The following is a 24,571-nucleotide window of genomic DNA, read 5'->3' as shown; positions in this document are numbered from 1 at the left end:
GGAAAATGGCAAGCCTTAGCTGCATAGATCAATTATTTGGCAAGCTCATCTAGATTGTTGGTTTTAGATTTGTCGGGGTTAGTTCTGATATGGGGGGATTTGTTTTTAGCTTTTACAGAATGTGTATTTTCAATTTGACCACGTTTAGCCATTTTGATTGCAGTTTCTAGAGATGTGAAGGTTGAGTTCCCCTTAAAACGCACTTTTGTAATATTGCCTTTAGAGTTTTTTCGAGCTGCGATGATTTGTTTCGTCATGATGTATCCTCAGTCTTATATCCTAGGTACATCCTTGAAAATTGTATCTCCTTGTCGAGGCTATATTTTAATCAAATCCCACATCGGGAGCAACCGTTTGCTTTTTGAATGTTAATAACAGAGGTTGAGTATGTACAACCTCTGTTTAAGTAGCATCAAATAGCTATGATAGATCGAATTGATTTATGAATTACTTCACCGTCAGTGATTGCCCACGGCTGTTAATCACATCTTGGTACCAGTAAAAGCTCTTCTTGCGTTTGCGGATCAGTGTGCCTGTGCCGTCGTCGTGGCGATCCACGTAAATGAAGCCGTAACGCTTTTTCATTTCTGCGGTGGAGTTGGCGACCAAATCAATCGGTCCCCAACTGGTAAAGCCCATCAGCTCGACACCATCCAGCATGGCTTCACGGGCTTGTACCAAATGGTCGTTCATGTACTGAATGCGGTAATCGTCCTGAATCTCGCCGTTTTCATCCAACTCATCGATGGCACCCAAGCCATTTTCCACAATAAATAGCGGCTTTTGGTAACGATCGTGCAGGAAGTTCAGCAAAATACGCAGGCCTTTCGGGTCGATCAGCCAGCCCCACTGACTTTTCTCCAAATACGGATTCGGCACGCTGTCGACAATGTTGCCGACTTCTTTTTGTTTCGGATCGGCGCTTGCACAGCCGCTGGCGTAGTAGCTGAACGAAATGAAATCGACTGAGGCTTGCGCAATGGTGTCGAGGTCACCGTCTTCCATCGCAATCGTGATGCCATTTTCGCGGAAGTAACGCAGCATGTAGCCCGGGTATTTGCCTCGGGTTTGCACATCACCAAAGAACAACCACTTGTTGTTTTCATGCATGGCGGCAATCACATCATCCGGGTTACAGGTGTACGGATAGTTGATGGCACCCAGCAGCATGTTACCGATTTTGCTGTCAGGAATAATGCGCTTGCAGGCGTTAACGGCAATGGCATTGGCAACCAGCTGGTGGTGAATGGCCTGATAAATCGCTTGTTCAGACGCGTCTTCCTGTAAGCCAACGCCGGTAAACGGCGCATGCAACGACATGTTGATTTCGTTGAAGGTCAGCCACAGTTTCACCTTGTCTTTGTAACGCTCGAACACGGTGGTGACGTAACGTTCAAAGAACGCAATTAAGCGACGATCGCCCCAACCGCCGTAGTTTTCCACCAGCGCGTAAGGCATTTCGTAGTGAGACAGGGTGACAAACGGCGTCATGTTGTATTTCGCCAGTTCATCGAAGATCTGATCGTAATAGGCCAATCCGGCTTCGTTTGGTGTTTCCTCATCCCCGTTCGGGAAAATGCGCGTCCAGGCAATCGACAGGCGCAGACAGTTAAAGCCCATTTCATTGAATAGCGCGATGTCTTCCGGATAGCGGTTGTAGAAATCAATCGCCAGATCTTTGATGCCCGGCGTGCGAGCCTCGCGGGTTTGGTGCGGGCTCAAAATGCCGTTTGGTAGCATGTCGGAGGTGGATAAGCCTTTGCCATCTAAATTGAAAGCGCCTTCTACCTGATTAGCAGCGATCGCGCCGCCCCAGAGAAAATCGTGCGGAAAAGCGGTCATCGTGATGAACCTCGTCTGTCTTAGCTTGTGTGAATGAATAGTCTTGTGTGAATAGCGCGCTTTGTATGAATCTCATCAACAAGGCAAAGAAAATCTGCATTCAGTATTTACCAGTGAAAGCGGAAGAAAAAGAGCGGAATCAATCTGATTTTTGTTCCGCATATTGTCGGTCAGCATGCCTTTTTAGGAATGTTTGGCCTGATTGATGTACGAAATGACAGGGTAATCGTAAAATAAGGAAGTGTTTGTTGTGGGTAGATTCCGACATTGAAAGAAGAAAAGGCGCTGAGCCATTATGCCCGTCTGTTGACGTTGCCGGTAAAACAGGATGTGGCGATATCACAACAGGAGATTGCTGATCGGCTGTGTACGTCGTCGCGTCATAGTCGAACTTTGCTGCAAGATTTAGCCGCGCGTGATTGGTTAACCTGGTTGCCGAAAGTGGGGCGCAATCAACGTTCCACGCTGCATTTGCGCTACACCTTGGCGGAATTGAAGCAACAGTTAGCCCAAGTGGCAATTGAAGCGGGGCGGTATGAAAAAGCTTTAACGTTACTGGCGGGCGATCAGCGTCAGTTTTGTTCACTGTTACAACAAACCTCCGGCGTGGCGGTACGTGAAGGGCAACTGCATATTCAATTGACCTACCCGCGTGTGTTACAGCCGTTGTTGCCCCACCTGCCATTGCGCAACAGCGAACGCTTTCTGGTGCGTCAGGTGTATGCCTGTTTGACCCAGTGCGATGCGCATGGGCAGGTACAACCGCAGCTTGCTCACCATTGGCAGTGCAATGACGAGGCCACAGTCTGGCAGTTTTTCCTGCGCCCGAACCTGACTTTCCATTCGGGCCAGCCCATAGATGCGGTACTCATTAAAGCATTGCTGACTCGCTTACAAACGCTGTCTGAATACGCGCAAGAGTTGGCGCATGTGCGTGACATGACGGCAACCCGTTTGTGTCTCACCGTCACCTTGTCGAGCCCGGATAAAAGCTTTGCAGCGTTGCTGTCGGATCTACGCTATTCCATTCAGCCGCCCGAGCAGGTGCATCCTGAGTGCCAAGACAATACGTTTCAAGATGCTGTATTTAATAGTACGGGGCAGGGTTGTGGACCATTCCAGATCGAAGAGCACTCCGAACGCTGCTTGCGTCTGCGCGCGTTCGATCAGTATTTTGCGCTGCGTTCCCTGACCGATAGCGTCACCATTTGGCAGTTTGAGCAACCACCGAGTGAGCGGATTGAGTTTGGCCGCCGAGAGCAGGATCGTCAGGAGGCTTCTGTGTCATCTTCATCCGTGCAAACACGGGTTGAGAATGGCGGGATCTTCTTACTGTTCAATCAAGGGACACGGTTACAGACCGACGACGACAGCACAGATGTGGAAATACCCACGTTAAGCAGTGCGCAACGTCGCTACTTGTCACGTATTTTGTCTCCTGCATTGATTCAGCAACAAGGTGAGACGCTGACCGAATTATTACGCGTCGCGGTGCCGGCGTATAATTTGCTGCCGAGCTGGACCAAGATCATACCATCGTCTGCATGGGGAGATGAGGAGGCGATTGCTCCGTTACCAGCTCGCATGGATATCGCCGTGTATGATCATCAAGTGATCATGGATTGCGCCCAGGTACTGAGCGAGAAACTGCGTCAGTTAGGTGTCGCCAGTGAGGTACACGTGTATACCTTAGCGGCGTTACAGGCACGGGCGACGAACCACCAACTGACTGAAGCCATCGTCATCACCAGCCTGCACGTGGATGATAACCTGCCGGTCTCGCTGTATCGGTGGTTTTGCTCCAATACGGTGCTGCGCTGTGTATTACCGGCGGCGGTGAATGATTGGTTAGATCAAGCGTTATCCGCGATGCGGGCAGAGTGCGAGGTGAATGGGTATTTGCCGAGGTTAGAGTCGCTGGCAACTACCATGATTGCGGAACACTGGGTGACGCCGTTGTTTCATCACCGTCAAACCCTGTGCTGGCAAGGGGCGTTGCATGGCGTACAAATGACCGATTGGTCGTGGCCGGACTTTAAAAATGTCTGGGTCGAAGGGTAAGCAGAAAGGGAAATGAAATGACCGCCGCACAGGTGAGGGGATTACCAGAACGCGTTCGCATAAACTATGCCACTCAATTGCTTGAGTGGCATAGTTTAAAAGAGGCATTGATAGCGTGTGTATCAGGCCATCAGATTAACGGAACTTGTAGTCAATCCAACCGCTTGAGAAGGTCCACTGCTTGCCATTTGACCAGTACACTTCAGACTGCTGAGTACACTGGTTACCGCTGTTCACAAAACCGACACCGTAGAATCCGGTTTTGTTGATAGCACACAGTGCCTGACCGTCGACGGTCGTCACACGCTCACCTTTTTGCTCTGGAGAGTACAGAGATAGCCATTCAAACTCACCCACAGGCGAGGCAAACGCCACTTTCTCACCGTTTGGCTGGCGGTAGCTGATCTCATCGCCACCAGTACAACGGTATTGCTGATCATCCAACTGCTCTACGTAACCGTGAAGCTGAGTGGTGCCTGTTTCTGTGGTGTAGTCGAAGCGACACAGGTACGGGTCATCACCGTGAATCGGCATTTTCGCCAACATCATGCGTTCCTGATTGTTCAGGCTCTCAGGCGCAAAACGATCTTCATGCTGGAACCAACCCTGAGGCAGGTCAGAGAAAGTCATGAAGTACTCGTCCAGCAGGTACATGTGGCTGTCGCTACGGTGCTTACGTTTACCCAAGCTGATATCCGCATACTGGTAAGCGTCGTTTTCTTCTTTGTAGAAGCCATTTAGGTTGTCATCCATGTACGGCAGATCGCCTTTACGGATGAGGTAGTTTGCAAACATCGTCATCAGAGGCTGCCAACCGTTACCGCCGTTCGCGAAGCTGGTGCCGTGACCGTAAGACTTACCGTCAAAACCGTGGCCGAATTCGTGCGCGATAATGCCCCACTGGCCGTAGTAGTGGCTGTAGAACAACCAGGTGTCTACACCGGTAATGCCGCCAGAACCCAGGCCGCCACCCATCGCAGTAATACCTACGTTAACGTACGGGCGCTTCAGCATGCTGTGGTAGTAGTGGTTGTAATCTTCTGTGGTGAAGTAACCGCCTGGCTCGTGGACCTGACCCGCGTACGAGTGCATGTTGTAGCCCATGATGTCTTCAAAGTTAAACCACACGTGTTTAAATTCGTCAGTCGATACCATGTAGGCGAAGTTGGTCATCATGATCAACCATTCACGGGCATACAGGCCGTTCATGTCACGCCATTTGTGGTCAGCAGTGCCCGCAAAGCGGATTTCCCACGTTGGTTTCAGGCGAGACAGTTGCTGTGCAAAGGCATCACTTTCAGAGCTGAAACGGTGCTCAAACAGGTCTTTCACTTCCAAGTCAGCGGCGAACAGTTCAGCCAGATCAAACACACCGTCGTTATTGGCACTGTTGAATTGGAAATCCGTGCTGAAGGCAGACAGTGGCAGGGTGATCTGTGCGTACGCTGGAATGCGATCCAGTGTGCCCAGTTTGAACCACTTGTTAATGCCGTTTAGTTTTAGCTCTGGCGTGATATCGCGCAGTTCTTTTGCCGCGTAGTTGGTGATCTGTACCGTTTCATTGTTCAACAGTTTCGTTTGCACCAATGAGTTGATGTTAACGGAGCGCAACTCGCGGTCCATTAATACATGGTGCGGTTCATCGTTGCCCAGAATCTGCGTCACAGACGTTGGCATTAGCTGGTCAAACGCAATGGTCTGTTGTGCAACAGAGGTATCTGCCACAAACGTGATTTCGTTATTCAGCAGGTAGTTAATCGCAATGCGCTCACTGTTTGCCGTGATCAGCTCATTGTTGGCAAAGTGTAGATCTTTCAGTGCAGAAACTGGTTGGCCATTGATGGCACGCACGGTGCGCAGTGGTTCACCGAATACAAAACCATTGGCCGCAAACGCAGCGGCATCATGCCATTCAATGCGATCTTTAAAGCTGACAATCAGTGTATTGTTGTCCAGATCCACTTTTTGCAGGTTCAGTGACACCACTTTCTCTGCCGCCAAATCCACGCCATCAGCGAGGGCTTGGTCGACCTTCGTCATGTCGTAAACGAAGTAGCCGCGATCCGCCGTAGCCACGATCAGGTGATCGCCAATGGTGTGCATTTGTACTTTACGGTGGGTGTATTTCCCTTCATAAGCCAGGAAGCCCGCACGTTTTGCAAAGTCAGGGTTTTCTGGTGTCAGATCGTGCTGACGGTACACAGAAATACGCGATTGTGCATCGGTCACAAACACGAAGTCATCGGTCGCTGCAGACGATTGAGCGTGAACCAGACCGTTTGCGCCGCCCCATGAGCCAGTGCCTGAACCTAGTGACACTACCAAGCTGTTGTTATTGTCCAGGTCAAAGATATCAACACGGTTCGAAGACAGTGAAGACACGTACAGCAGGTTATTGTGGATAGCCAACTCGTTAATACGGTTGTACGCCTGGAAGCCACGATCGCTGTCAATGCCTTCGATACGGCCGATCACGCTTTGTGTCGCCATATCGAAAATGGTGATGAACGCTGGGTTGGTATCCTGTGTGATGAACAGTTTGTCTTGGTAACGTTCAATAGCCGTGATGGCTAGAGCATCTACACCCAACTGCTCAGCGGTGATGAATGTACCGTTGCTGAAGTACTGTTGTGTGGTTTCAAAGTCATTCACGCTACATGATGTGGTTTCTAGCAAAACATGGGTCGGGCCGTTGGCATCGACAGTACCTTTCGGGTAGTACTCCATCAAACAGCCGTCGCCGTAATCGTAGTTACCAAACACCTTGTTCACGGCAACCATGCCGCCGTGGTACCAGCTCAGTTCCCAATCGCTATCGATGAAATTGAATACGTTGCGGAAGGCGGTTTCATTGTTAAAGGGTTTTGGAATATCGAACGAAATGTAATTGTCGTCAGTTAGGGCGTATTTCACGCCATTGACTTCGATTTTGCGGACACCGTTTTCAACAATGACGTTATTGTCATCAGATGCATACTGACGCAGATCTTCAATCTTATTGACGATGTTCTGGTGTACGGCTTCCGAGGTGGCTTTGAAATAGCTTTGTTCTGCATCGTTGTTTGACGCGTATGCGTTGACAGATAGCAGAGACGCTATCACTGCCGGTAATAATTTAATTTTCATGACTGACGGTCTATTTTATAAATGCGTGGATATAGGAGGATATGTATTAATAAATAAATTTGTGCTTATTTATTAATGCATTAAATATGTAATCACTCGAGTTATTTGAATAATAATTAAATTTTTCCAAAGGAACAAATAGCGCTCTGTGACATGCAGTCCAAAAAAATCATTAATAATAAAATTAATGTTACTAATGATATATTTTGACGTTAACAACATTGCTTTTTGATTATTTCGTCAATTTCTTGTCGGAAGAGAAAGGTAATGCACTCATACAGGGTGTGATGCTTACCGTGAAATTTTATCAATAGACTCATCAATGGATTAACAGTCTGATATTGTGCGATTTTTATCATCCAGGGAACAGGTTGTTCAAACATGGGTATGAGTCATAGTGTGCTGGAAAGCAGCACGAGTCAGCGCACCGTCTTACGTTGGAATATATTATTGATTGCGATCGCGACCTTGTATGCGGTGTTTTATGTCGGTGGCGATGCGTTTTCTTCATTGGTTTTGGTCAGTGGTGTCGTGTGTGTCACCCTCGCGGCATCAGGGATGAAAGAAACCCATCTGATCGGCATCGTGAATTCTCTCAGTTATGCGTATTTAGCGTTTAATGAAGGGTTATATGGCGAGTTCGCACTAAATACGTTGTTTTATTTACCGATGGGTGTGATTGGTTATTTCACCTGGAAAAAGCACTCTCAGGGTACATTTGTTGCCATGCGTCGTTTAAGCACGCAGCGGATGATACAACTGGCGGGTTTTCTGGTGGTGAGTATTACGGTGGTGTATGGCTTGTTGTCGCAATTGCCGGGGCAGAATTTATCCTTCCTGGATGCGGTCACCAATCAGTTCGCCATTGTGGCAACGCTGTTGATGGTAATGCGTTTTCGAGAGCAGTGGTTTTTCTACATCAGCTTAAATGTCTTGATGATCGTGTTGTGGTCGATGCGTTTTATGGACGACAGCAGTGCCGCTGACAGCATGATTGTGATGTGGGTGATCTTTCTGGCAAACAGCCTGTTTGGTTTTGTGCGCTGGACCCGTTTAGCTCCCCAAACAGCGTGATCAGGCCGTAGATGAGTGTAAGTCGTATGCAAAGCACACCTAAAATCGGATTAACGTTAGGCAAATATGCCCCTTTCCATAAAGGCCATGAATACCTGATAGAGCAAGCTTTACAGCAGGTCGATACGCTCTATGTCATGATTTATCCCACTGACGTGATGTCGGTGCCGCTTAAACGGCGGGCGGCATGGATCACGGTGCGTTTTCCGCAAGTGCGGATCATTGAAGCGTGGGGTGGGCCGCAGAGTTACGGCGATACGCCCGCGATCAAACGTGAGCAAGAGGTGTACATTCTGGAGAAAACGGCCGGACTGGGTATCACCCATTTCTTTTCGAGTGAGTTTTACGGCGCGCATGTCAGTCAGGCGCTGGGGGCACACGATGTCCGCATTGATGAAGCGCGATCTGTCGTGCCGATCTCTGCCACACAGATTCGACAAGACCCTTATGCACACAGAGCGTGGATGAGCCCGCATGTGTACCGTGATTTGATCACTAAAGTCTGTTTTATGGGCGCGCCCTCAACGGGCAAGTCGACGTTAACGCAGGCAATGGCCGCGCATTGTCAGACGGTATTTATGCCGGAATACGGGGCCACCTATTGGTTTGAACACCAGGTGGATCGGCGATTGAGTCTCGAGCAGTTTGAGGAAATCGCCCCTGAACATGTGCGCCAAGAGCAAGCGCTATTGCAAGATGCACGGGGTTACCTGTTCAGTGATACCTGTCCTATCACTACCTATGTGTTTGCCAAAGATTATCATGGCACCGTCGGACCACAGTTGGATGCTTACGCCAGCCGGGCAGAGAAAGATTACGATTTGTTTGTGGTGTGCGATACCGATATTCCGTATACGGACACGTGGGATCGCAGCGGGGATCAAAAGCGAGAGTGGTTCCAGCAACAGATTTTGGATGATTTGCACGAACGCCGAGTGCCGTATCTGGTCGTCAATGGGGATCTGGACAGCCGAATTGCACAAGTCTCAGCTGTTTTGCGCCAGTTTGAGAAGTTCGCGAAGCGTTCAGAAACTGTTCGGGCATCACCTGAAATAATACAGAGACGATAATGTCATTAAAAAAGGGTCGCCACGTTTTAGCGTGTGCGACCCTTTTATTATTTCGTGTCAGTGAAAATCACTTTCAGCGACATCGTCATGAAACCCAATTATTTCGCACTGATTGGGTTGTTCTTGAAGTACTCAATGGCCCAGTTAGTGTGACCTTCTGGGAACGGTACACGTAGGTGCTCAGCAATGCCATTGTGCAGCAACTCACGTGGTGACGTGTAGAAGGCATTGATGTTGTCATCGATGTACGGCAGCGTTTTATTCAGAAGCATCATGTGATGCATATTGCTGATCAACGGCTGGAAACCATGGTTACCGTTGGCGTATGCACTGTCGTGACTACCGAAGCCGTGACCGAATTCATGTGCCAGAATACCAAAACCTTCACGGTAGTAGTGACTGTAGAACAACCAGGTATCGATACCCAGAACAGAGCCACCGCCCAGACCACCACCGATGGTGGATACGCCCAGTTCAATCAGATCACGGTTCATGAAGTTTTGGTAAACACGTGCGTAATCTTCAGCGGTGAAGTTACCGTTTGGTGCGTCCACTTGGCCGGCATCACCAAAGAACTCGCTGGTGCCTTGACCCCAGGTCTCTTTGTAGTTGAACCAAATGTGTTCAAACTCTGGGCTGTTCATGATGTAAGCAAAGTTTGCCATCATGATCATCCACTCACGGGCGTAAGGACCCGTAATTCGACCCCAGTTACCGTGGGTTTCTGGGCTGTAGGTACCAAAGCGCAGGCGCCAGTTTGGTTTCAGATCGGTAATCTTCTGAACGAAAGTGTCGGTGTCTGATGTCAGGCGAATGTCGATCAGGTTAGCTGGCATGTACGACACATCTTTCAGACCCATCACCGTGACAGACTGCCCATCATTGGTGGTTGGGTAGTAGACGTTGTCTTCCAGTGTTTGATCCAGCTTGAACGATGTAAATGGCTCCAACTCGCTGATTGAACCCAGTTTCACCCATGGGCCGGTTTTACCAAAGCGTGCTTCAACATCCAGATCGAACGTGCGCTGTGCGGCGTAGCTGATGATTTCTAAACTATCCAAACGCTGTTTACCTGAAAGCAGGCGATTGACGCGCACTTCGTGGTTTTGCGTCAGGCTTTCCCAGCTTTCTTCGTTCGTCAGCAATGGCTTTCTTTTGACTTCATATGCGTTCAGATCAAGCTCTGGTGCAGGATCCCAAGCCGGAGCATTGTTCACGTAGACTTTTAGCGATTCCATATCCGCCAGCAGGATCGTGTTGTCCTGTAGCATCGCCAGCGTGTCGGTGTTTGCCGCAAGATCCCAGCTGGCTTTGGTTGCCACTTCTTTGTCTAATTTTTCATTGAAGTAGGTGCTGAACTCATACGCAGGCGTCGTCGCGATACCGTGTTCGTTGAATTGCAGATCGCCCTTGTTGAATAGCTCTACTTTACCTTGGCTGGTACCTGTAAATACGGTGCCATTTTGTGCTTCAAAGACATTACGACGCTGTGATTTGTTGATGATCTGCTTCGCTGGGATCAAGGTTTGACCTGGTTCGATCTGATCAATGCCAAACACATATGTTTTGCTGTTGTCGAAGCTGACGATCAGCTCGTTAGCGACCACTTCCATCTTGATGTTGCGGTAGATACTGTTACTGTCTGGCAAATCAAAGAAGGCGTGTTTCACCGCGCGTTTGTGGTTGGCCTGCGTAACGTCACTTTGTCGGTAGATGGAGATCTTACCGGTAATGTCCGCAACAAAAACATATTCGTCATTGGCTGCCACGCTGTACGGGTGGGTGAGGGCATCAACAAACTTGTCGCCCCAGTACACGCCGGTACCCAGTGACATGATGATTTCATCGTTGTTATTCAGATCGTAAACATCGACGCGGTTAGAGGACAGAGAAGCCACAAACAGACGGCCATTATGCTCCGTCACATCACTCACGATACGGTAGGTTTCTTCCTGACCGTTCAGGGTGAAGCCCGTGATTGGCGGTAGGGCTTTTTGGGTGCGCATGTCGTAGCGGTCGATGCGTGAGAAACCGCTGTGGGTGTTACCGACGTAGACTTTGTCACCGTGCAGCGCGACAGATTCAGGGATGAAATCACCCGATTGTGCGTAGCCGAAGGTTTCATGTGTGATTGGGGTGCCTTTACCCAAGTAACGCAACGTTTGGTGAGAGCGGCCCTCATCCACCTGACAGGTGCTGATCTCTAGTGAAAATGGTGTTTTGCTACCATCAGCGGCCGTGAATGGGCGTGATGGGTTGTATTCCATCAAACAGCCGTTGCCGTAGTCGTAGTTACCGTAAATGCGGTTTACGGCCACCATGCCACGTGCGTACAGGCTCAGTTCCCAATCTTCATTAAAGAAGCCGAAGATGTGGCGGAACATTTCTTCGTTATGGAAAGGACGAGGAATATCAAAGTACAGGTAATTATTTTCCCCCACTTCATATTCACGACCATCAACCATGATAAAGCGACGCTCATTGCGATGAATAATATTTTCTTCATGGCTCGCGTATTCGCGTAGCTCTTCGATACGTTCGTTCATCATGCGATGCATGGTTTGCATATCGGCGACATATTGTTGTTCGGAAACAGCATCATGAGCAGGTGCAGCAACGGCATAAGGAGCCGCTAATACACTACCAAGCAGGCCAGCAAGGAGAGTCTTTTTCATGGTTAATATCTCTGTGGGGGATTTGCTATGAAATGTAATGCAATGAAACGAAAACGAAAAAGACGTCGAAACATTCCGTGGCTTAAGATCACAAAATTGCAATTAGGTGTTCAATTGCTTATTTCGTGATCAGTGGAGTAATGACAATTTCTATATCTGCGTGTATGGCGACAAGGGGTAAATACGCGTTAAGGCTAAGAGATAGAATACTCATGATGTCGTGAAATGGTAAATTTTTAATATCGGTTGCACTTAGGATGGAGGCATCAATAAAGACCGGAGGACAGTCCCATGGGACACGCATTTAATCAGTATCAATCCCCGCTTCAACGTTCATGTGAACACGCCGTTTCGTACATTGAATCTCTGCCTGAGCGCAAAATCGATCAGGTTGCCACGTCAGAGCAACTGCGTTATGCGCTTGGAGGACCATTGCCGCTTGAGGGTAGCGATCCGGCTGCCGTGATTGATGAGATGGTGAAAAACGTTGATGCAGGGCTGATTGCATCAGGTGGCCCGCGTTTCTTCGGTTATGCCATTGGTGGCGCTTTGCCAGCTTCCCTTGCCGCTGACTGGTTGGTGAGCGCGTGGGATCAAAACGTACCGTATTATGTCTCCAGCCCTGCGATGGCGGTGGTGGAAGAAACCGCTGCAGAATGGATGGTGGAATTGTTGGGGCTAACGCCGGGTTCAGCGGTGGGCTTTACCTCTGGGGCGCAGGAAGCGATTTATACCGGGCTGATCACCGCCCGTAACACCTTGTTGCAACGAGCAGGGTGGGATGTCGCTACGCAAGGCTTATACGGCGCGCCGCGTATCAATGTGGTTCTCAGCGATCAAATCCATTCCACCATTAAGCGTGCACTATCGATGATCGGTATCGGCCTGAACGACATCATTAAAGTGCCGACCGATGATAACTTGCGTATGTTGCCGGAAGCACTGCGTGACATTATGGCCAACTGTGAAGGGCCGACCTTGGTGTGTGCACAAGCGGGCTGTATCGATTCCGGTGCGTTTGATTTGTTTGATGAGATTGCCGATTGCGTAGCGGCACACCCGAATGCGTGGTGCCATGTTGATGGTGCGATTGGCCTGTGGGCCGCCGCCAGTGATAAACAAAAGCATTTGTTGAAAGGTATCGAGCGCATCGATTCCATTGATACTGACGGCCACAAGTGGTTCAACATGCCGTACGACTGCGGTATGGTGATTGTGAAAGATCCATCCGCGATCACCATAGCCATGGGCGGCAACAATATGGGTGATTACCTCAATGATGCGATGGCCAAGCCAGATCGTAATGCGATTAACTTTGGTATTGCAGCATCACGCCGTGCCCGTGGCGTACCGGTATATGCGGCCTTTAAGTCATTAGGTAAAGCCGGTATTGCTGCGCATTTGGATAACTGTACAGATTTGGCCAAATTGATGGCAGCACAACTGGCAGAAGTGGAAGGCATTACGGTATTGAATGATGTCGTGTCGAATCGATTCTCTGTGCAATTTGGCACGGGTGATACGGCTTCCCGTGATGTGCTGACAGAACGCGTGGTGCATCGCTTGCAGCAGGAAGGGTATTTGTACCCATCAACATCCGGTTATAAAGGCCTGAAAACGATGCTGATTTCGATTCTGAATTACCACACCAGCCAAGAGGATGTATTGACGTCGGTGGAGAAAATCCTGGCTGCATTTGCGGCAGAGAAAGCAGCGTTGGTGTAAGTCATATCATTGTCGTGACTGGATAACGTAAAGAGAAAAGCGCGAAGGGCATCCTGCTCTTCGCGCTTTTTTGACGAGAAATTGGTGACGAAGACACCACCCTTTCCGCGTCATTTGGTGGTTGGGTGTACGGATAGGATTGTCATGCGCGAATCGTGTTGGTCATGCGTGTGCGACGTGCATGCACCAAGGGCAGCAGTGCCAGCGCCAATGCGCCGAGGTGAGCGGGTTCGGACACGGTCACAATCACAGTACCCGTTGGGTTTTGCAATGCACCAGCGACGGTGTGGTTGTCACTTTCAAAGTTAGAGCCATAAAATTTGATCGACTTGATTTTGTATTCATCCGATGTCGCATACAAGTTCAAGAAACCATAAGGTTCGCCGCCATTTCCGCCGCTGAAGTTTGTGTTGCCGTAGTGATTCATGGTCAGGGCATCACCTTGGAATACATCTGCAGTGGTAAATTCATAGGTCGTCTTAAAGGTTTCTACCTGCAGTTTGTTACCGGCATCCCCAGCACTCCACCAAAACCCGAAATAACCGACAGGATCATTAAAAGTCAGTAACACCTGCGTGTTTTGCTGAGGGCTCACAAAAAGATAATTACCCTCCCCGCCTGCGCCACCATACACATTGGCCGCTTTAATTTGAGGCACGCCGTTGAGCACTTCGTATTCCCCAAATTCGGCGGTAATCGTGCCGTTGAATGTCCCTGTCGTCCAATCATCAAAAGTTTCGACCTGCTTGGGATCGGAAATTTGCGATTCTTCAATGTAGGCATCTTCAATCGTAAACAGCAGCGAGGCTTGTGCACTAGAACAACCCAGTAATACGGCGAAGAGATAAAGTAAAAAGGCCTTGTTCATCATCGTTTCCCTACCTAGCCTGACATGACATACAGTAGATAAGCAATATTGAGGCCAATAATTAATTGTTTGATTTATAGATACTATTATTACTATTGCGACCGCTTCTTGATATTGCGACATGCAGCTTGAAAATGTGCGGTTTGCTTTTTGCGAAACAGAAAATGGCAGGATCCTAAGCGTGAGAGTGAACGCTGAAAGGGGAAGGCGGTGAAGCCATGATGAGATTGTGATTGGAATAAAAAAGCGAGCGCCAAGACGCTCGCGAGTATTTGGATTGTGCTTTGTGTTGAGTGATTATGCGTGAGCCGGTTTTAATGCTTCCGCTTTCAGTTCCGCCGCTTTCTTGGCTTGTTTAGCTTCAAAGCGAGAGATCCACCACCATGCCAGGCCAGAGAAGACCGCCGTCATGAACACGTTGATGAAGAAGGCGCGTACCAAATCCACACCCGTCGGGAAAGCAGAAGCTGTCATGCTGACGATAAAGATCCCGATCAATACCGATACCATGCCCATGCCGAACTTTTGTGAGCCCATACGGAAATCGCGCGGGGTGTCATCGTGTTTCCAGCGGAAGACAAAGTACGCCACCATGATGAAGATTGGCGGTAGCATTGCGGTACCTGCGGTCAGGTTGATCGCTTGGCTCATCATGTCCTGTACTGATTCAGAGCCGAAGCCGTTGATGATCAGCATCACGAATACGAAGGCAAACTGCCACCATGCCGCGCGCACTGGCACACCGTGTTCATTCAGTTCTGTGGTTTTCTCACCGTACACACCTTTTGGAATTTCAGAGAAGTGAATTTTCACCGGCGCTGCCGTCCACATCATCATGGAGCCAAACATCGCAATGAACAGGACGATACCGACGAAGCGGCCAACCAGCGATTCAGAAATACCGAAGTATTGCGCCATGCCCGTGAAGATTTCCACCATGCCGCCTGAATAGGTCAGGGCATCGCGTGCCACGAAGACGTTCACCAGCAGTGAGCCCAGCGCGTACATGCCACCTATTAGCAGGCCAGCAATGATGATCACTTTAATGAAAGACTTATGGCCGCCTTTCACATCGTTCAGGTATGCCGCCGCCGTTTCAGCACCGCCCGCTGCTTGGAAGATCCAACACATGATACCTAAAGTGGCCCAGTTTACGGTGGGTGTCATCGCTTCTAAAGTGATTGGCTGGGCTGGCGTGTGATCGCCACCGAGAGCTAACAGCGCGCCGAATACGTAGATGCCAAACAGGGCAAACACGCCGTAAGCGACGATTTCAGAAATTTTACCCAACCAAGATGCGCCCTTGGTGGAGATGTGTGTTGCGAACGCAAACAGTACCATGGAAATGACCGACGTCACCATGGGTGAGAAGGCGTATTCATAGCCCAGCATGGCGTAAGAGGCATAGGCAATCACGTTCGGCAGTAGAGAGACGAACCAGAACAGGTTCACAAACCAGTACAGGAAAGAGCCCAGGTAAGCGGCTTTGCTGCCCAGCGGCTTTTTCAGCCAGTCATACATACCGGACTCTGAGTTTTTATTGGCTGATACAAATTCAGCAATGATGAACACAAAGGGGATGAAATAGACCGCAGTGGCCAGCAGGAAAATAGGGGCTGAGCTCAGGCCCAGTTCGATGTTGTTGTTGACGATGTTGCGTACGTTGAACACTGCGGCGAATGTCATCGACAGCAAGGCGAACTTGCCAATCGTGCCACGAAGTGAATCAGACATGGTGGTACTCCATTATTACTTTTATCGATTTAGCGTGTTGCGTGGTGATAGCGAAGCCCTCTGATTCACGCTGTTTGGTACTCTTCGTGATAAGAGAGGGCTTGGATATAACCTTTTTGTTATGTATGTGCAGAGAGAACGCTCACGTTCTCTCTGCTCGGGTATGATTTTTTGTTCCGTTTTGTGTGATGGGTTACGCGTTTTCAGTCGCTAGCGCGGTAGGCGCGGCTTCTTTTTTACGCTCATCAGCATTCAGCGATTTTTCGTACTGGCTGTACTTCCACCATGCAAAGCCCAGGAAGATCACGATGCCACCCACGTTGTAGAAGATGATGGTCATGATGTCTGCGCCTGTCGGGAAGGTAGATGCCAGGAAGCCCACAGAGAAAATCGCAATCAGGATAGACACAGCCACGATACCGGTGGTGCGAGAACCCATCTTGAAGTCACGCTCTAGGTGATCCAGTTTCAGACGCAGGTTCAGGTACGCCAGCATGATGAACAGAGGCGGTAGCATAGAAGCCGCAGCGGTCATGTTAATCACGGTGTTCATCAGGTCTTGCGCAGTGTTTGAGCCCAGTGTTGGGATGATCATCAGTGGCAGAACAATCAGGTACTGGATCCAAGCAGCACGTGCTGGTACGCCATTTTCGTTCAGCTCGACAGTTTTCTTACCGAAGATGCCTTCTGGGATTTCAGAGAAGAAAATCTTCACAGGGGTTGCTGTCCACATCAGCAGTGAGCCGAACATGGCAGTGAATGACACCAAGCCGACAAAGCGGTTAACCATGATTTCAGGTAGGCCGAAGTATTTCGCCATGCCTTCAAACACTTGTACGGAACCACCGGTGAACTTCAGTGTTTCACTTGGTACGAATACGTTGATCAGTAGTGAGCCTACGCAGTACAGCACACCGATGAAGATACCGGCGACGATGATGACTTTAACGAAAGATTTAGAGCCGCCTTTCACGTCGTTAACGTATACCGCAACCGATTCTGCACCGCCTGCGGCCATGAAGATCCAGGTTGTAATACCCAGGAAGGCCCAGCTGAAGTCCGGTGTCATGGCTTCGATAGTGATTGGGTCAGCAGGCTGTACACCACCGATCAGTGCGGCACCAGCAAGCAGGATGTAAGACATGGTCAGCAGCAGCATCAGTGATGACGTGATGGAGGTGATAGGCCCCAACATCTTCGCGCCATTGGTTGATACATAGGTCGCGAAAGCGAACAGGATCATACTCAGTGCTGTGGTGGTAAACGGCGTCAGAATGTATTCGTAGCCCAGGAACGCGTAAGACGCATAGGCGATAACGCGTGGCAGCAATGAGGTGAAGAAAAAGAGGTTAACGAACCAGTAGGTATAGGCCGAAATAAAGGCCCAGCGACCGCCTAATGAACTTTTCACCCATGCATACACACCGGCTTCGGAGTCTTTGTTGAGTGATACGAATTCAGCGATGATCAGACAGAAAGGGATAAAGTAAAAAATGGTCGCCAAGAAGAACATTGGCGCCGAGGAGAGCCCGATCTCGATGTTGTTGTTAATGATGTTGTTGAAACTGAATACAGCGGCAAAAGTTAAGGAGAGTAAGCCAAACTTGCCTATGGTATTACGTTTTGTATCAGACATTATTCCATCTCCGAAGAGTCACGTTATATGTAGGTGTTGTTATTGCTTTGTTCTTATTGCTTATTTCTTAGAGCGCTTGGTATTACGGTGTTTCTTGTGTTTTTGACGTTGTCTCTATCTGTCAAAAACAGGTGTTACAGGTGTTCATGTTTTGAAGGACTACCAGATTTGAAGGACTGGCAGCCAGCGACTGCCGTCCTTCTTCTTTGGGTTAAAGCCTTACTTGTGATGAAAGTGATTACTTGTTGAGGAAGTAGCCATCTTCAATCGTGACTTTCAGCACCACTTTTCTTACTCGGTTGTCACCGTGGAAGCGGTAAGCCTTGTCGTTTTCAAAGATGACGACCTGGCCTTCACACAATTCACGAGATTCACCTTGGCCTGATAGCCATTCACGGTCGGTTTCGTCGCGGTAAGCCTGCTCAATGTTCAGGTCTTGCTTGCTGGCGAACTCCACCGTTTCGCGGCCTTCGAGGTAGTAATGCACATCGAAGTAACGACGGTGGCCGATGAATTGCTCGGTCTGTTGAGCGATACCGTCTTCAATCATGTACACCAGTGAGTCACCGATGGAGTGCATGACGCCGTCTTTCATGTTTTCGATGTTGTTGATGGCTTCTACACAGCGGTTCCATTTACGACCGTTGCGGTACACCACTTTGAATTGGTCTAGGTTGTCTAACACGATCATGGATTACGCCTCGTTCGTTGATTCAGTAGCGGTTTGGGTGGTTGCCGCCGTGTTGAAAAAGTCAGTGCCAAAGTCATGGTTTGCCATCGTTTGTGCGCTGCAATCGCCGGCTTGAAGTGGCATCAGCGTCAGCCCGTAATGGAAGGTATCCATGTACACGCGGTAGGAATCCAACACTTCGCTGCCCCAAGAGTTAGAGCCCAAGCCCATCACTTGATGATCCAAGTTCAGGGTGATGTAGCCGCTATTCTCCAGTTCAATGGTGTGTTGTGCCGCATGCAGATTCTGATTGGTGTAGAACCAGGCGCTGAAGTTGATGTCCTGTTGTGGTTTCACCAACAGACCTGTGCCATGACGGTTGGTTAATGCCGCCCAACGCACGTGCTGACGGTTACCGTTGTTCTGTGGGAACGGGTAGTTCTCGAACATGTCTGCAACCGTGGTGTGGTACACATCAATCAGGTTCGCTTGCTGGCTGTCCTGGTAGTTTTCTTCCGGACCACGGCCGTAGTAGCTCACTTGGTCGAAGTGACCGTTAATGCCAAGATCCAATCCGATCACTGGGATCACGTGTGGGTAATCACCGTAACGCTCACCGCTCATATCGACGTGTAGGTAGCCGTCTGCATTGATTTGGTAGCGGTAAGTACAGCGCATGCCAAAATCAAACACCGGTGGGGCAATGATGCTGGTGGTCGTAATCGTGACAGCGTCACCATTTGCCTCAACGTTCAGCGTACGGAAGTGCTCTTGCATGATTTGCAGGTGCGCTGGGTGCCATAAGCCTTCGTACTCTTGCTTGTGGTTATCAATCATTGGCTTGAAGAAATTCAGTCGAGGTTCGGACTGAATTAACTCTTCGCCATTGACCAACCAAGAGGTCAGCTTGCCGTTCACTTTCGAGAAGGTCAGGGTAAAGTTGTGGCCTTCAATCACGTGCGCTAAGCGATCTTCATTCACGACCAAGGCGGTTGCGTTGTTGTTCACAAACGCCGGTGCTGTTGCCGTGTTCGCTTTCAATGCGAACTGGTAGACCGCGATATCGTGGTTGGCGTCGCTGTACAGCGTGCGGCTGTCTTTGCGTACGGTGAAGTTAATGAAGGTTTCACGCGCATCCAGTTCTGGCAGGGCGATCTCGATTTCACGAGCGCTGTTTGCCTGCAGGCCTTCAACCTTGAACTGTACCGTGCGTAGTGTTTCACCTTCGGCACGCACATCAGCGGTGATGGTGTAGTCGTCCAGGTTGGTGAACCACAGTTTGTTTTCCACAATGAAAGCGTTCGCTTTACCTTCAACCGCGCGAATTTTCACTGGCGCAATCACTTGCTTGTATTCTTTAAGGCCAGGACCCGGGGTTTGATCCGGGTAGATCAAGCCATCCATACAGAAGTTGTAGTTGTTCGGGTAATCGCCGTAGTCACCGCCGTATTTGTAGAACTCTTGGCCGTTTTCATCGCGTGCCAGTACACCGTGGTCACACCATTCCCACACATAGTGACCTTGGATGTGATCGTGCTGATAGAACACGTTTTGGTATTCAGTCAGGCCGCCCGGACCGTTACCCATGGCGTGTGCGTATTCACAGATGATGCGTGGCTTGGCGTGCGGGTGCTCACCGAAGTAGTTCATCAACTGCGCGCGTGAGTACATGGTTGAAATGATGTCGACCACTTCAGCGTCACGGTCTTCTTCGTAGTGCACCAAACGGGTGTCATCAATGGCTTTGGTTGCCGCGTACATCGCGCGGATGTTGCAGCCGTAGCCAGATTCGTTACCCAGTGACCACATGATGATAGAAGGGTGGTTCTTCTGCGCGTGGACATGGCGCTCTGCGCGGTCAACAAACACGGTTTCCCACTCGGCATCGTCAGTGATGCGGCTCAAATCGCCCACGTTTGCAAAACCGTGGGTTTCCACGTCGGTCTCTGCCATCACGAACAGGCCGTAGATGTCACACAGTTCGTAGAAACGCGGGTCATTCGGGTAGTGCGCCGTACGAACAGAGTTGATGTTGTGCTGCTTCATCAAGATCAGATCTTTCTCGACACGATCCATGCCGACCGCACGGCCTTTCAGGTGATCGTTATCGTGACGGTTGACGCCGTGTAGCATCACGTACTGATTGTTGATGTAGAACAGGCCATCACGCACCTTGATGTCACGGAAGCCAACACGTTGCGGGATCACTTCCAGCACGTTGCCTTGTGTATCTTTCAGGGTGATGAACAGTTGGTACAGGTATGGGTTTTCTGCTGTCCAATGGGTAGGGTTCACCATGTCGATAGCAAACTGCGTGGTGTGGTTTGCATCAAACGTCAGTGATTCACAGCGGCCCTCGGCAATTACGGCACCGTTGTCAAACAGGGCGTATTCCAGTGTGTAGCCTGCCGCTTTTGCCGCAGACAGGTTTTCCAGTTCAACCACACAGCTTAGCGTGGCGCTTTGGTAGTCGTCTGCAAAATCCGTACGGATCGCCAGATCCTGTACATGCACTGGTGTTTTACCGACCAGGTACACATCACGGAAGATACCGGCTGTCCACCACATGTCCTGATCTTCAATGTAGGTAGAGTCAGCCCACTGCATCACACGGACAGACAACAGGTTGTCGCCTTGCTGGACATAAGCTGAGATATCAAATTCAGCGGTTAAGCGGCTGCCTTTGCTAAAGCCGACATACTGGCCGTTCACATACACTTCAAAGTACGTTTCAACGCCGTCGAACTTGATGATGGTTTGGGTGTTGTTCCACTGCTCACCCAGTGTGAACGTACGCTGGTACGCACCGGTTGGGTTATCGGTTGGCACAAACGGAACATCGATAGGGAAAGGGAAACCTTCGTCGGTGTATTGCAGATCGCCATGACCTTCCATTTGCCACATGTTTGGCACAGTGATCTGGCCCCAGTCGGTCATGCGCTGAGAGTAAAACTCGTCAGGCACCAACAATGGGTTAGTGAAATAGTTGAATGTCCACTGACCGCTTAGCAGCATGAAGTGGTGGCTGAGCTCACGTTGGAAAGTCTGTGCGCGCTGTACTGAGTCGTATGAGAAGAAGTAGGCGCGTGGGGCCATGCGGTTCTCATGTAGGTGTTGGAAATTTTCCCAGTTGTTCACGTTATTTTTCTCCCCTCGGCCGCTCCCGTAGGTAAGGAGCACACTGACCGATGTACTGTGAATAAATGCGTAATCGCTATCTGGTAAAAGATATTAGTAAAACTTTTACTAAAATAAATCAGTGAAAATGTTTTACTTTAACTTGGTCACGTTTATCTGGGGATGAAGCACGCAAGTTGTGATCGCGGTATGAAAAACGCGCGAGGCAGGCTGGAGTTGTTGAAAATGCTGTCGAGGTGGTGGTTATGCGTGCGGATTTATAAAAAAAAGCACTGCGAGCAGTGCTTTATAAAGAGGAGGGGCTGAAACAGAATGAGGGATTAACGGGTTGTACCGCGCAACTTCAGTTTACTTGGGACGTAAACCTGCAAAGGCAATGCGCGTCCATCACGGTATTTTTCTACCAGCAAGTTCACGCCTTGAATGCCCATCATTTCTGAATGAATACGTACCGTTGATAGCGGCGGAAACGTAAAGCGCGCGGTCGGAATATCGTTCACGCTGATCAACGCAATGTCATTGGGGATATTGATGCCCTCTTCGTGCAGGGCGCGCAATACGCCGATGGCGATAGAATCCGAGGCGATGAACAGCGCGTTAGGGTAGTCCCCTTTAGCCAGTAACGCTTTAGCGAGGTTGTAGCCGGACAGGCTGGAGAAATCTCCCCGGTAAATATCTGCGTCAGAGACCACGCCTTTTAACGTGCCGTATTCGACAAAGGCTTTTTCACGAATATCAGCGGTGTTCGGCTCGTCTTGTCCGCCAATAAAACCAATGCGCGAGTAGCCTTGTTCAACAAAGAAATCAATGACTTGTTTGCTGATGCGTGCCAGGTCGATATCGACACTGTCATGGGTGTTCTCACTGTCGGAGAAATCGATATAACAAATGCTGTCATGCAGGCGTTTGGGCATTTTGCTGAGTATGGCATTGTCAATCTTGCCCACGAGCAGCACGCCGGTGATTTTGCCCATGTCGGCGTCTTTATCGCCTTTGTAGCAGTTGGTGAGGGTGATGCCCAGCTTGTCACATTGGGTTTCGATGCCGTGACGGATCGACAAATAATAAGGGTCATTCACCTCGGCTTCTTGGCGGTAGTTGTACAAGGCTAAGAAGTGATGGCGCTTTTTGGTGTCTTTGGTGGCTTTTTTTGCGCTGCTGGAGCGGTATTCCAGTTTTTCAGCAATTTCTAAGATGCGGTGTTTGGTGTCTTCTTTTACGCTCAGGGTCGGGTCGTCATTGAGCACCCGTGATACGGTAGCCAGTGATACGCCCGCTTCTGTTGCGATGTCTTTTAATGTTGCCATGTTGCACTTCCCGTTGGCAAAGCCCACAGTCCCAGTGGGTGGTGCTGTTATTCAGCTTTTATCAATCTCCATTCTAAACAGCAACGAATCGATGCACAAACTTTTAGTAAAATTGTGTGTTTGTGTATGTAAATGGGCGACTTTTGCGGACAAAATCACCCCATTTGGGGGCTAGTTCCCTGATGATAGGGGCGAAAATACCCTTTTGGACGCAATGATTGGCATGATGTTTGGTGAAAGAGAGACGTGATCGGGATCTTGAAATGGAGATAAGTGCATTTTTGTTTATGGTGATGACTGATACGGTAATATAAAATTTAGTAAAAGTTTTACTTTGAACGGGAAAGAGTGATCACCATGGATAAAATTGCTTACGCTGACTTCGCGAAACTGGAAATGCGCACCGGCACTATCATTGAAGTGGCGCGCCATGCCAACGCAGACAAGCTATACATTGTGCAGATTGATATCGGCAGCCAAACCCTGCAAACCGTGACCAGTTTAGTGCCTTACTACACTGAAGAAGAACTGATGGGTAAGCACGTGGTGGTGTTGTGCAATCTTGAAAAAGCTAAGATGCGCGGTGAAACCTCTGAGTGCATGTTGCTGTGTGCAGAAACGGACGATGAATCACGCAGTGTGCTGTTAACGCCAGAGCAAGTGATGCCAAACGGCGTGCGTATCGTTTAACGGCGACTGTTTCATCAATCTTTATATTCACTATTATATTCATACAACCTGCTTTCCCTGTTGTTCAGTTACTGCCTGAACAACAGGGATTTTTTGACACATTGTGAAATTGAATCCGTATCCATTACGGCAAATCAAACACCAGCGCCGTGACGGTGCTGTCACCGGTATTGCGCAGTGTCAGCGTGTTTTCATCACGGATTTTCGCCCCATCACCTGCCAATAACGCCACATCATTCACCGTTAATGCTCCTTCCACCTGATGAATGTACACCTGACGAGCAGCTGTAACAGACAGGGTGTGTGCAGTCTGAGGCGGCAGCGTTAGTTGATACAGTGTCGCATCTTGCTTGATGTGTAGTGTGCCTTGTTGACCGTCTGGCGTTGCGATTGGCGTTAATCCGGTTTGCACGGCAAAGGCTTTTTGTTGGTAACCCGGTTGGCCGCCGATGGTATTGGGTTGGATCCAAATCTGCAGCAAATGCAACGTCTCGGTACTTGATGGGTTGAACTCACTGTGGGCGATCCCTCGGCCAGCTGACATCAGTTGGAATTCTCCTGCTGGAAGGGTTTCCACATTCCCTTCGCTGTCTTTGTGGGCAATGCTGCCCTTGAGGACAAAGGTGATGATTTCCATGTCTTTATGGCCGTGGGTATCAAACCCTGCGCCGGGTTGAACGATGTCATCATTGATCACACGCAGGGCGGAAAAGCCCATGTGAGCAGGATCGTAATACTCCCCAAAAGAAAAAGAATGGTGCGTCTGGAGCCAGCCGAAGTCTGCTTGGCCGCGTTCGTTGGCATGACGGAGTGTGATCATAATGCTGTCTCCTGCTGGTCGATTTTCTGTTTGTGAGCTTGTTCTATCGTCTCTGTCTGTGAGTGTAGGCGTATGACACACCACAGAAAACCGCATGACATTGACCATCTTGGTCAGTTTTTTCGATGGAGTGAT

At 49.5% G+C, this 24,571-nt stretch carries 16 protein-coding genes; 5 read left to right on the top strand and 11 right to left on the bottom strand.

Annotated features, from left to right (window positions below; translation table 11 throughout):
• Positions 1-32: 32 nt before the first annotated feature.
• Together ABT58_RS22545 and ABT58_RS22540 are read right to left on the bottom strand one after the other, a co-directional pair.
• Positions 33-257: a DUF3892 domain-containing protein gene (locus ABT58_RS22545; protein WP_047876687.1), complete on the bottom strand. Its 225-nt coding sequence runs from the start codon at positions 255-257 to the stop codon at positions 33-35.
• 190 nt (positions 258-447) lie between these two features.
• The gene (locus tag ABT58_RS22540; protein WP_047876686.1) at positions 448-1,842 is read right to left on the bottom strand and encodes a glycoside hydrolase family 1 protein; all 1,395 of its coding nucleotides are present in this window, start codon (positions 1,840-1,842) and stop codon (positions 448-450) included.
• Between the two features lie 267 nt (positions 1,843-2,109).
• Between ABT58_RS22540 and ABT58_RS22535 the strand changes: the two genes are divergently transcribed.
• A complete protein-coding gene (locus tag ABT58_RS22535; protein WP_047876685.1) occupies positions 2,110-3,903 on the top strand; it encodes an SgrR family transcriptional regulator in 1,794 nt (597 codons plus the stop codon).
• A gap of 135 nt (positions 3,904-4,038) precedes the next feature.
• On the opposite strand, the gene ABT58_RS22530 is transcribed toward ABT58_RS22535, so the two are convergent.
• A complete protein-coding gene (locus ABT58_RS22530; protein ID WP_047876684.1) occupies positions 4,039-7,029 on the bottom strand; it encodes an LVIVD repeat-containing protein in 2,991 nt (996 codons plus the stop codon).
• A 381-nt stretch (positions 7,030-7,410) separates the two neighbouring features.
• Between ABT58_RS22530 and pnuC the strand changes: the two genes are divergently transcribed.
• Together pnuC and ABT58_RS22520 are read left to right on the top strand one after the other, a co-directional pair.
• Entirely contained in the window at positions 7,411-8,103 is a 693-nt protein-coding gene (gene pnuC, locus ABT58_RS22525; RefSeq protein WP_053063182.1) for a nicotinamide riboside transporter PnuC, read from the top strand.
• Between the two features lie 26 nt (positions 8,104-8,129).
• Positions 8,130-9,173 (top strand): AAA family ATPase, encoded by a 1,044-nt coding sequence (locus tag ABT58_RS22520; protein ID WP_047876683.1) that lies wholly within the window; start codon positions 8,130-8,132, stop codon positions 9,171-9,173.
• Between the two features lie 98 nt (positions 9,174-9,271).
• Here the strand turns inward: ABT58_RS22520 and ABT58_RS22515 are convergent, their stop codons facing one another.
• Positions 9,272-11,848, bottom strand: coding sequence for a YncE family protein (locus ABT58_RS22515; RefSeq protein ID WP_053063181.1), 2,577 nt, complete (start codon positions 11,846-11,848; stop codon positions 9,272-9,274).
• A 291-nt stretch (positions 11,849-12,139) separates the two neighbouring features.
• Here ABT58_RS22515 and ABT58_RS22510 point away from each other — a divergent pair, with 291 nt between their 5' ends.
• The gene (locus tag ABT58_RS22510) at positions 12,140-13,573 is read left to right on the top strand and encodes a pyridoxal phosphate-dependent decarboxylase family protein (RefSeq protein ID WP_047876682.1); all 1,434 of its coding nucleotides are present in this window, start codon (positions 12,140-12,142) and stop codon (positions 13,571-13,573) included.
• Between the two features lie 142 nt (positions 13,574-13,715).
• Here the strand turns inward: ABT58_RS22510 and ABT58_RS23585 are convergent, their stop codons facing one another.
• The 6 genes from ABT58_RS23585 to ebgR all read right to left on the bottom strand — a co-directional run bounded on the left by ABT58_RS23585 (position 13,716) and on the right by ebgR (position 22,926).
• Positions 13,716-14,441: an Npun_F0296 family exosortase-dependent surface protein gene (locus ABT58_RS23585; RefSeq protein ID WP_053063180.1), complete on the bottom strand. Its 726-nt coding sequence runs from the start codon at positions 14,439-14,441 to the stop codon at positions 13,716-13,718.
• Between the two features lie 297 nt (positions 14,442-14,738).
• Positions 14,739-16,175, bottom strand: a complete 1,437-nt coding sequence (locus tag ABT58_RS22500; protein WP_047876681.1) for an amino acid permease — start codon at positions 16,173-16,175, stop codon at positions 14,739-14,741.
• 193 nt (positions 16,176-16,368) lie between these two features.
• The gene (locus ABT58_RS22495; RefSeq protein ID WP_047876680.1) at positions 16,369-17,811 is read right to left on the bottom strand and encodes an amino acid permease; all 1,443 of its coding nucleotides are present in this window, start codon (positions 17,809-17,811) and stop codon (positions 16,369-16,371) included.
• A gap of 238 nt (positions 17,812-18,049) precedes the next feature.
• The gene (locus ABT58_RS22490) at positions 18,050-18,502 is read right to left on the bottom strand and encodes a beta-galactosidase subunit beta (RefSeq protein WP_047876679.1); all 453 of its coding nucleotides are present in this window, start codon (positions 18,500-18,502) and stop codon (positions 18,050-18,052) included.
• Between the two features lie 3 nt (positions 18,503-18,505).
• Positions 18,506-21,619, bottom strand: a complete 3,114-nt coding sequence (ebgA, locus tag ABT58_RS22485; RefSeq protein WP_047876678.1) for a beta-galactosidase subunit alpha — start codon at positions 21,617-21,619, stop codon at positions 18,506-18,508.
• 320 nt (positions 21,620-21,939) lie between these two features.
• Positions 21,940-22,926 (bottom strand): transcriptional regulator EbgR, encoded by a 987-nt coding sequence (ebgR, locus tag ABT58_RS22480; protein ID WP_047876677.1) that lies wholly within the window; start codon positions 22,924-22,926, stop codon positions 21,940-21,942.
• A gap of 357 nt (positions 22,927-23,283) precedes the next feature.
• Between ebgR and ABT58_RS22475 the strand changes: the two genes are divergently transcribed.
• Positions 23,284-23,616: a tRNA-binding protein gene (locus ABT58_RS22475; RefSeq protein WP_047876676.1), complete on the top strand. Its 333-nt coding sequence runs from the start codon at positions 23,284-23,286 to the stop codon at positions 23,614-23,616.
• Between the two features lie 124 nt (positions 23,617-23,740).
• Here the strand turns inward: ABT58_RS22475 and ABT58_RS22470 are convergent, their stop codons facing one another.
• Entirely contained in the window at positions 23,741-24,436 is a 696-nt protein-coding gene (locus ABT58_RS22470) for a pirin family protein (protein WP_047876675.1), read from the bottom strand.
• Positions 24,437-24,571 lie beyond the last annotated feature (135 nt).

Origin of the sequence: Photobacterium aphoticum (assembly GCF_001029435.1) — a bacterium.
Lineage (GTDB): Bacteria > Pseudomonadota > Gammaproteobacteria > Enterobacterales > Vibrionaceae > Photobacterium > Photobacterium aphoticum.
Note: the sequence above shows the minus strand (reverse complement) of the source record. Positions and strands in the feature narration are given on the sequence as shown.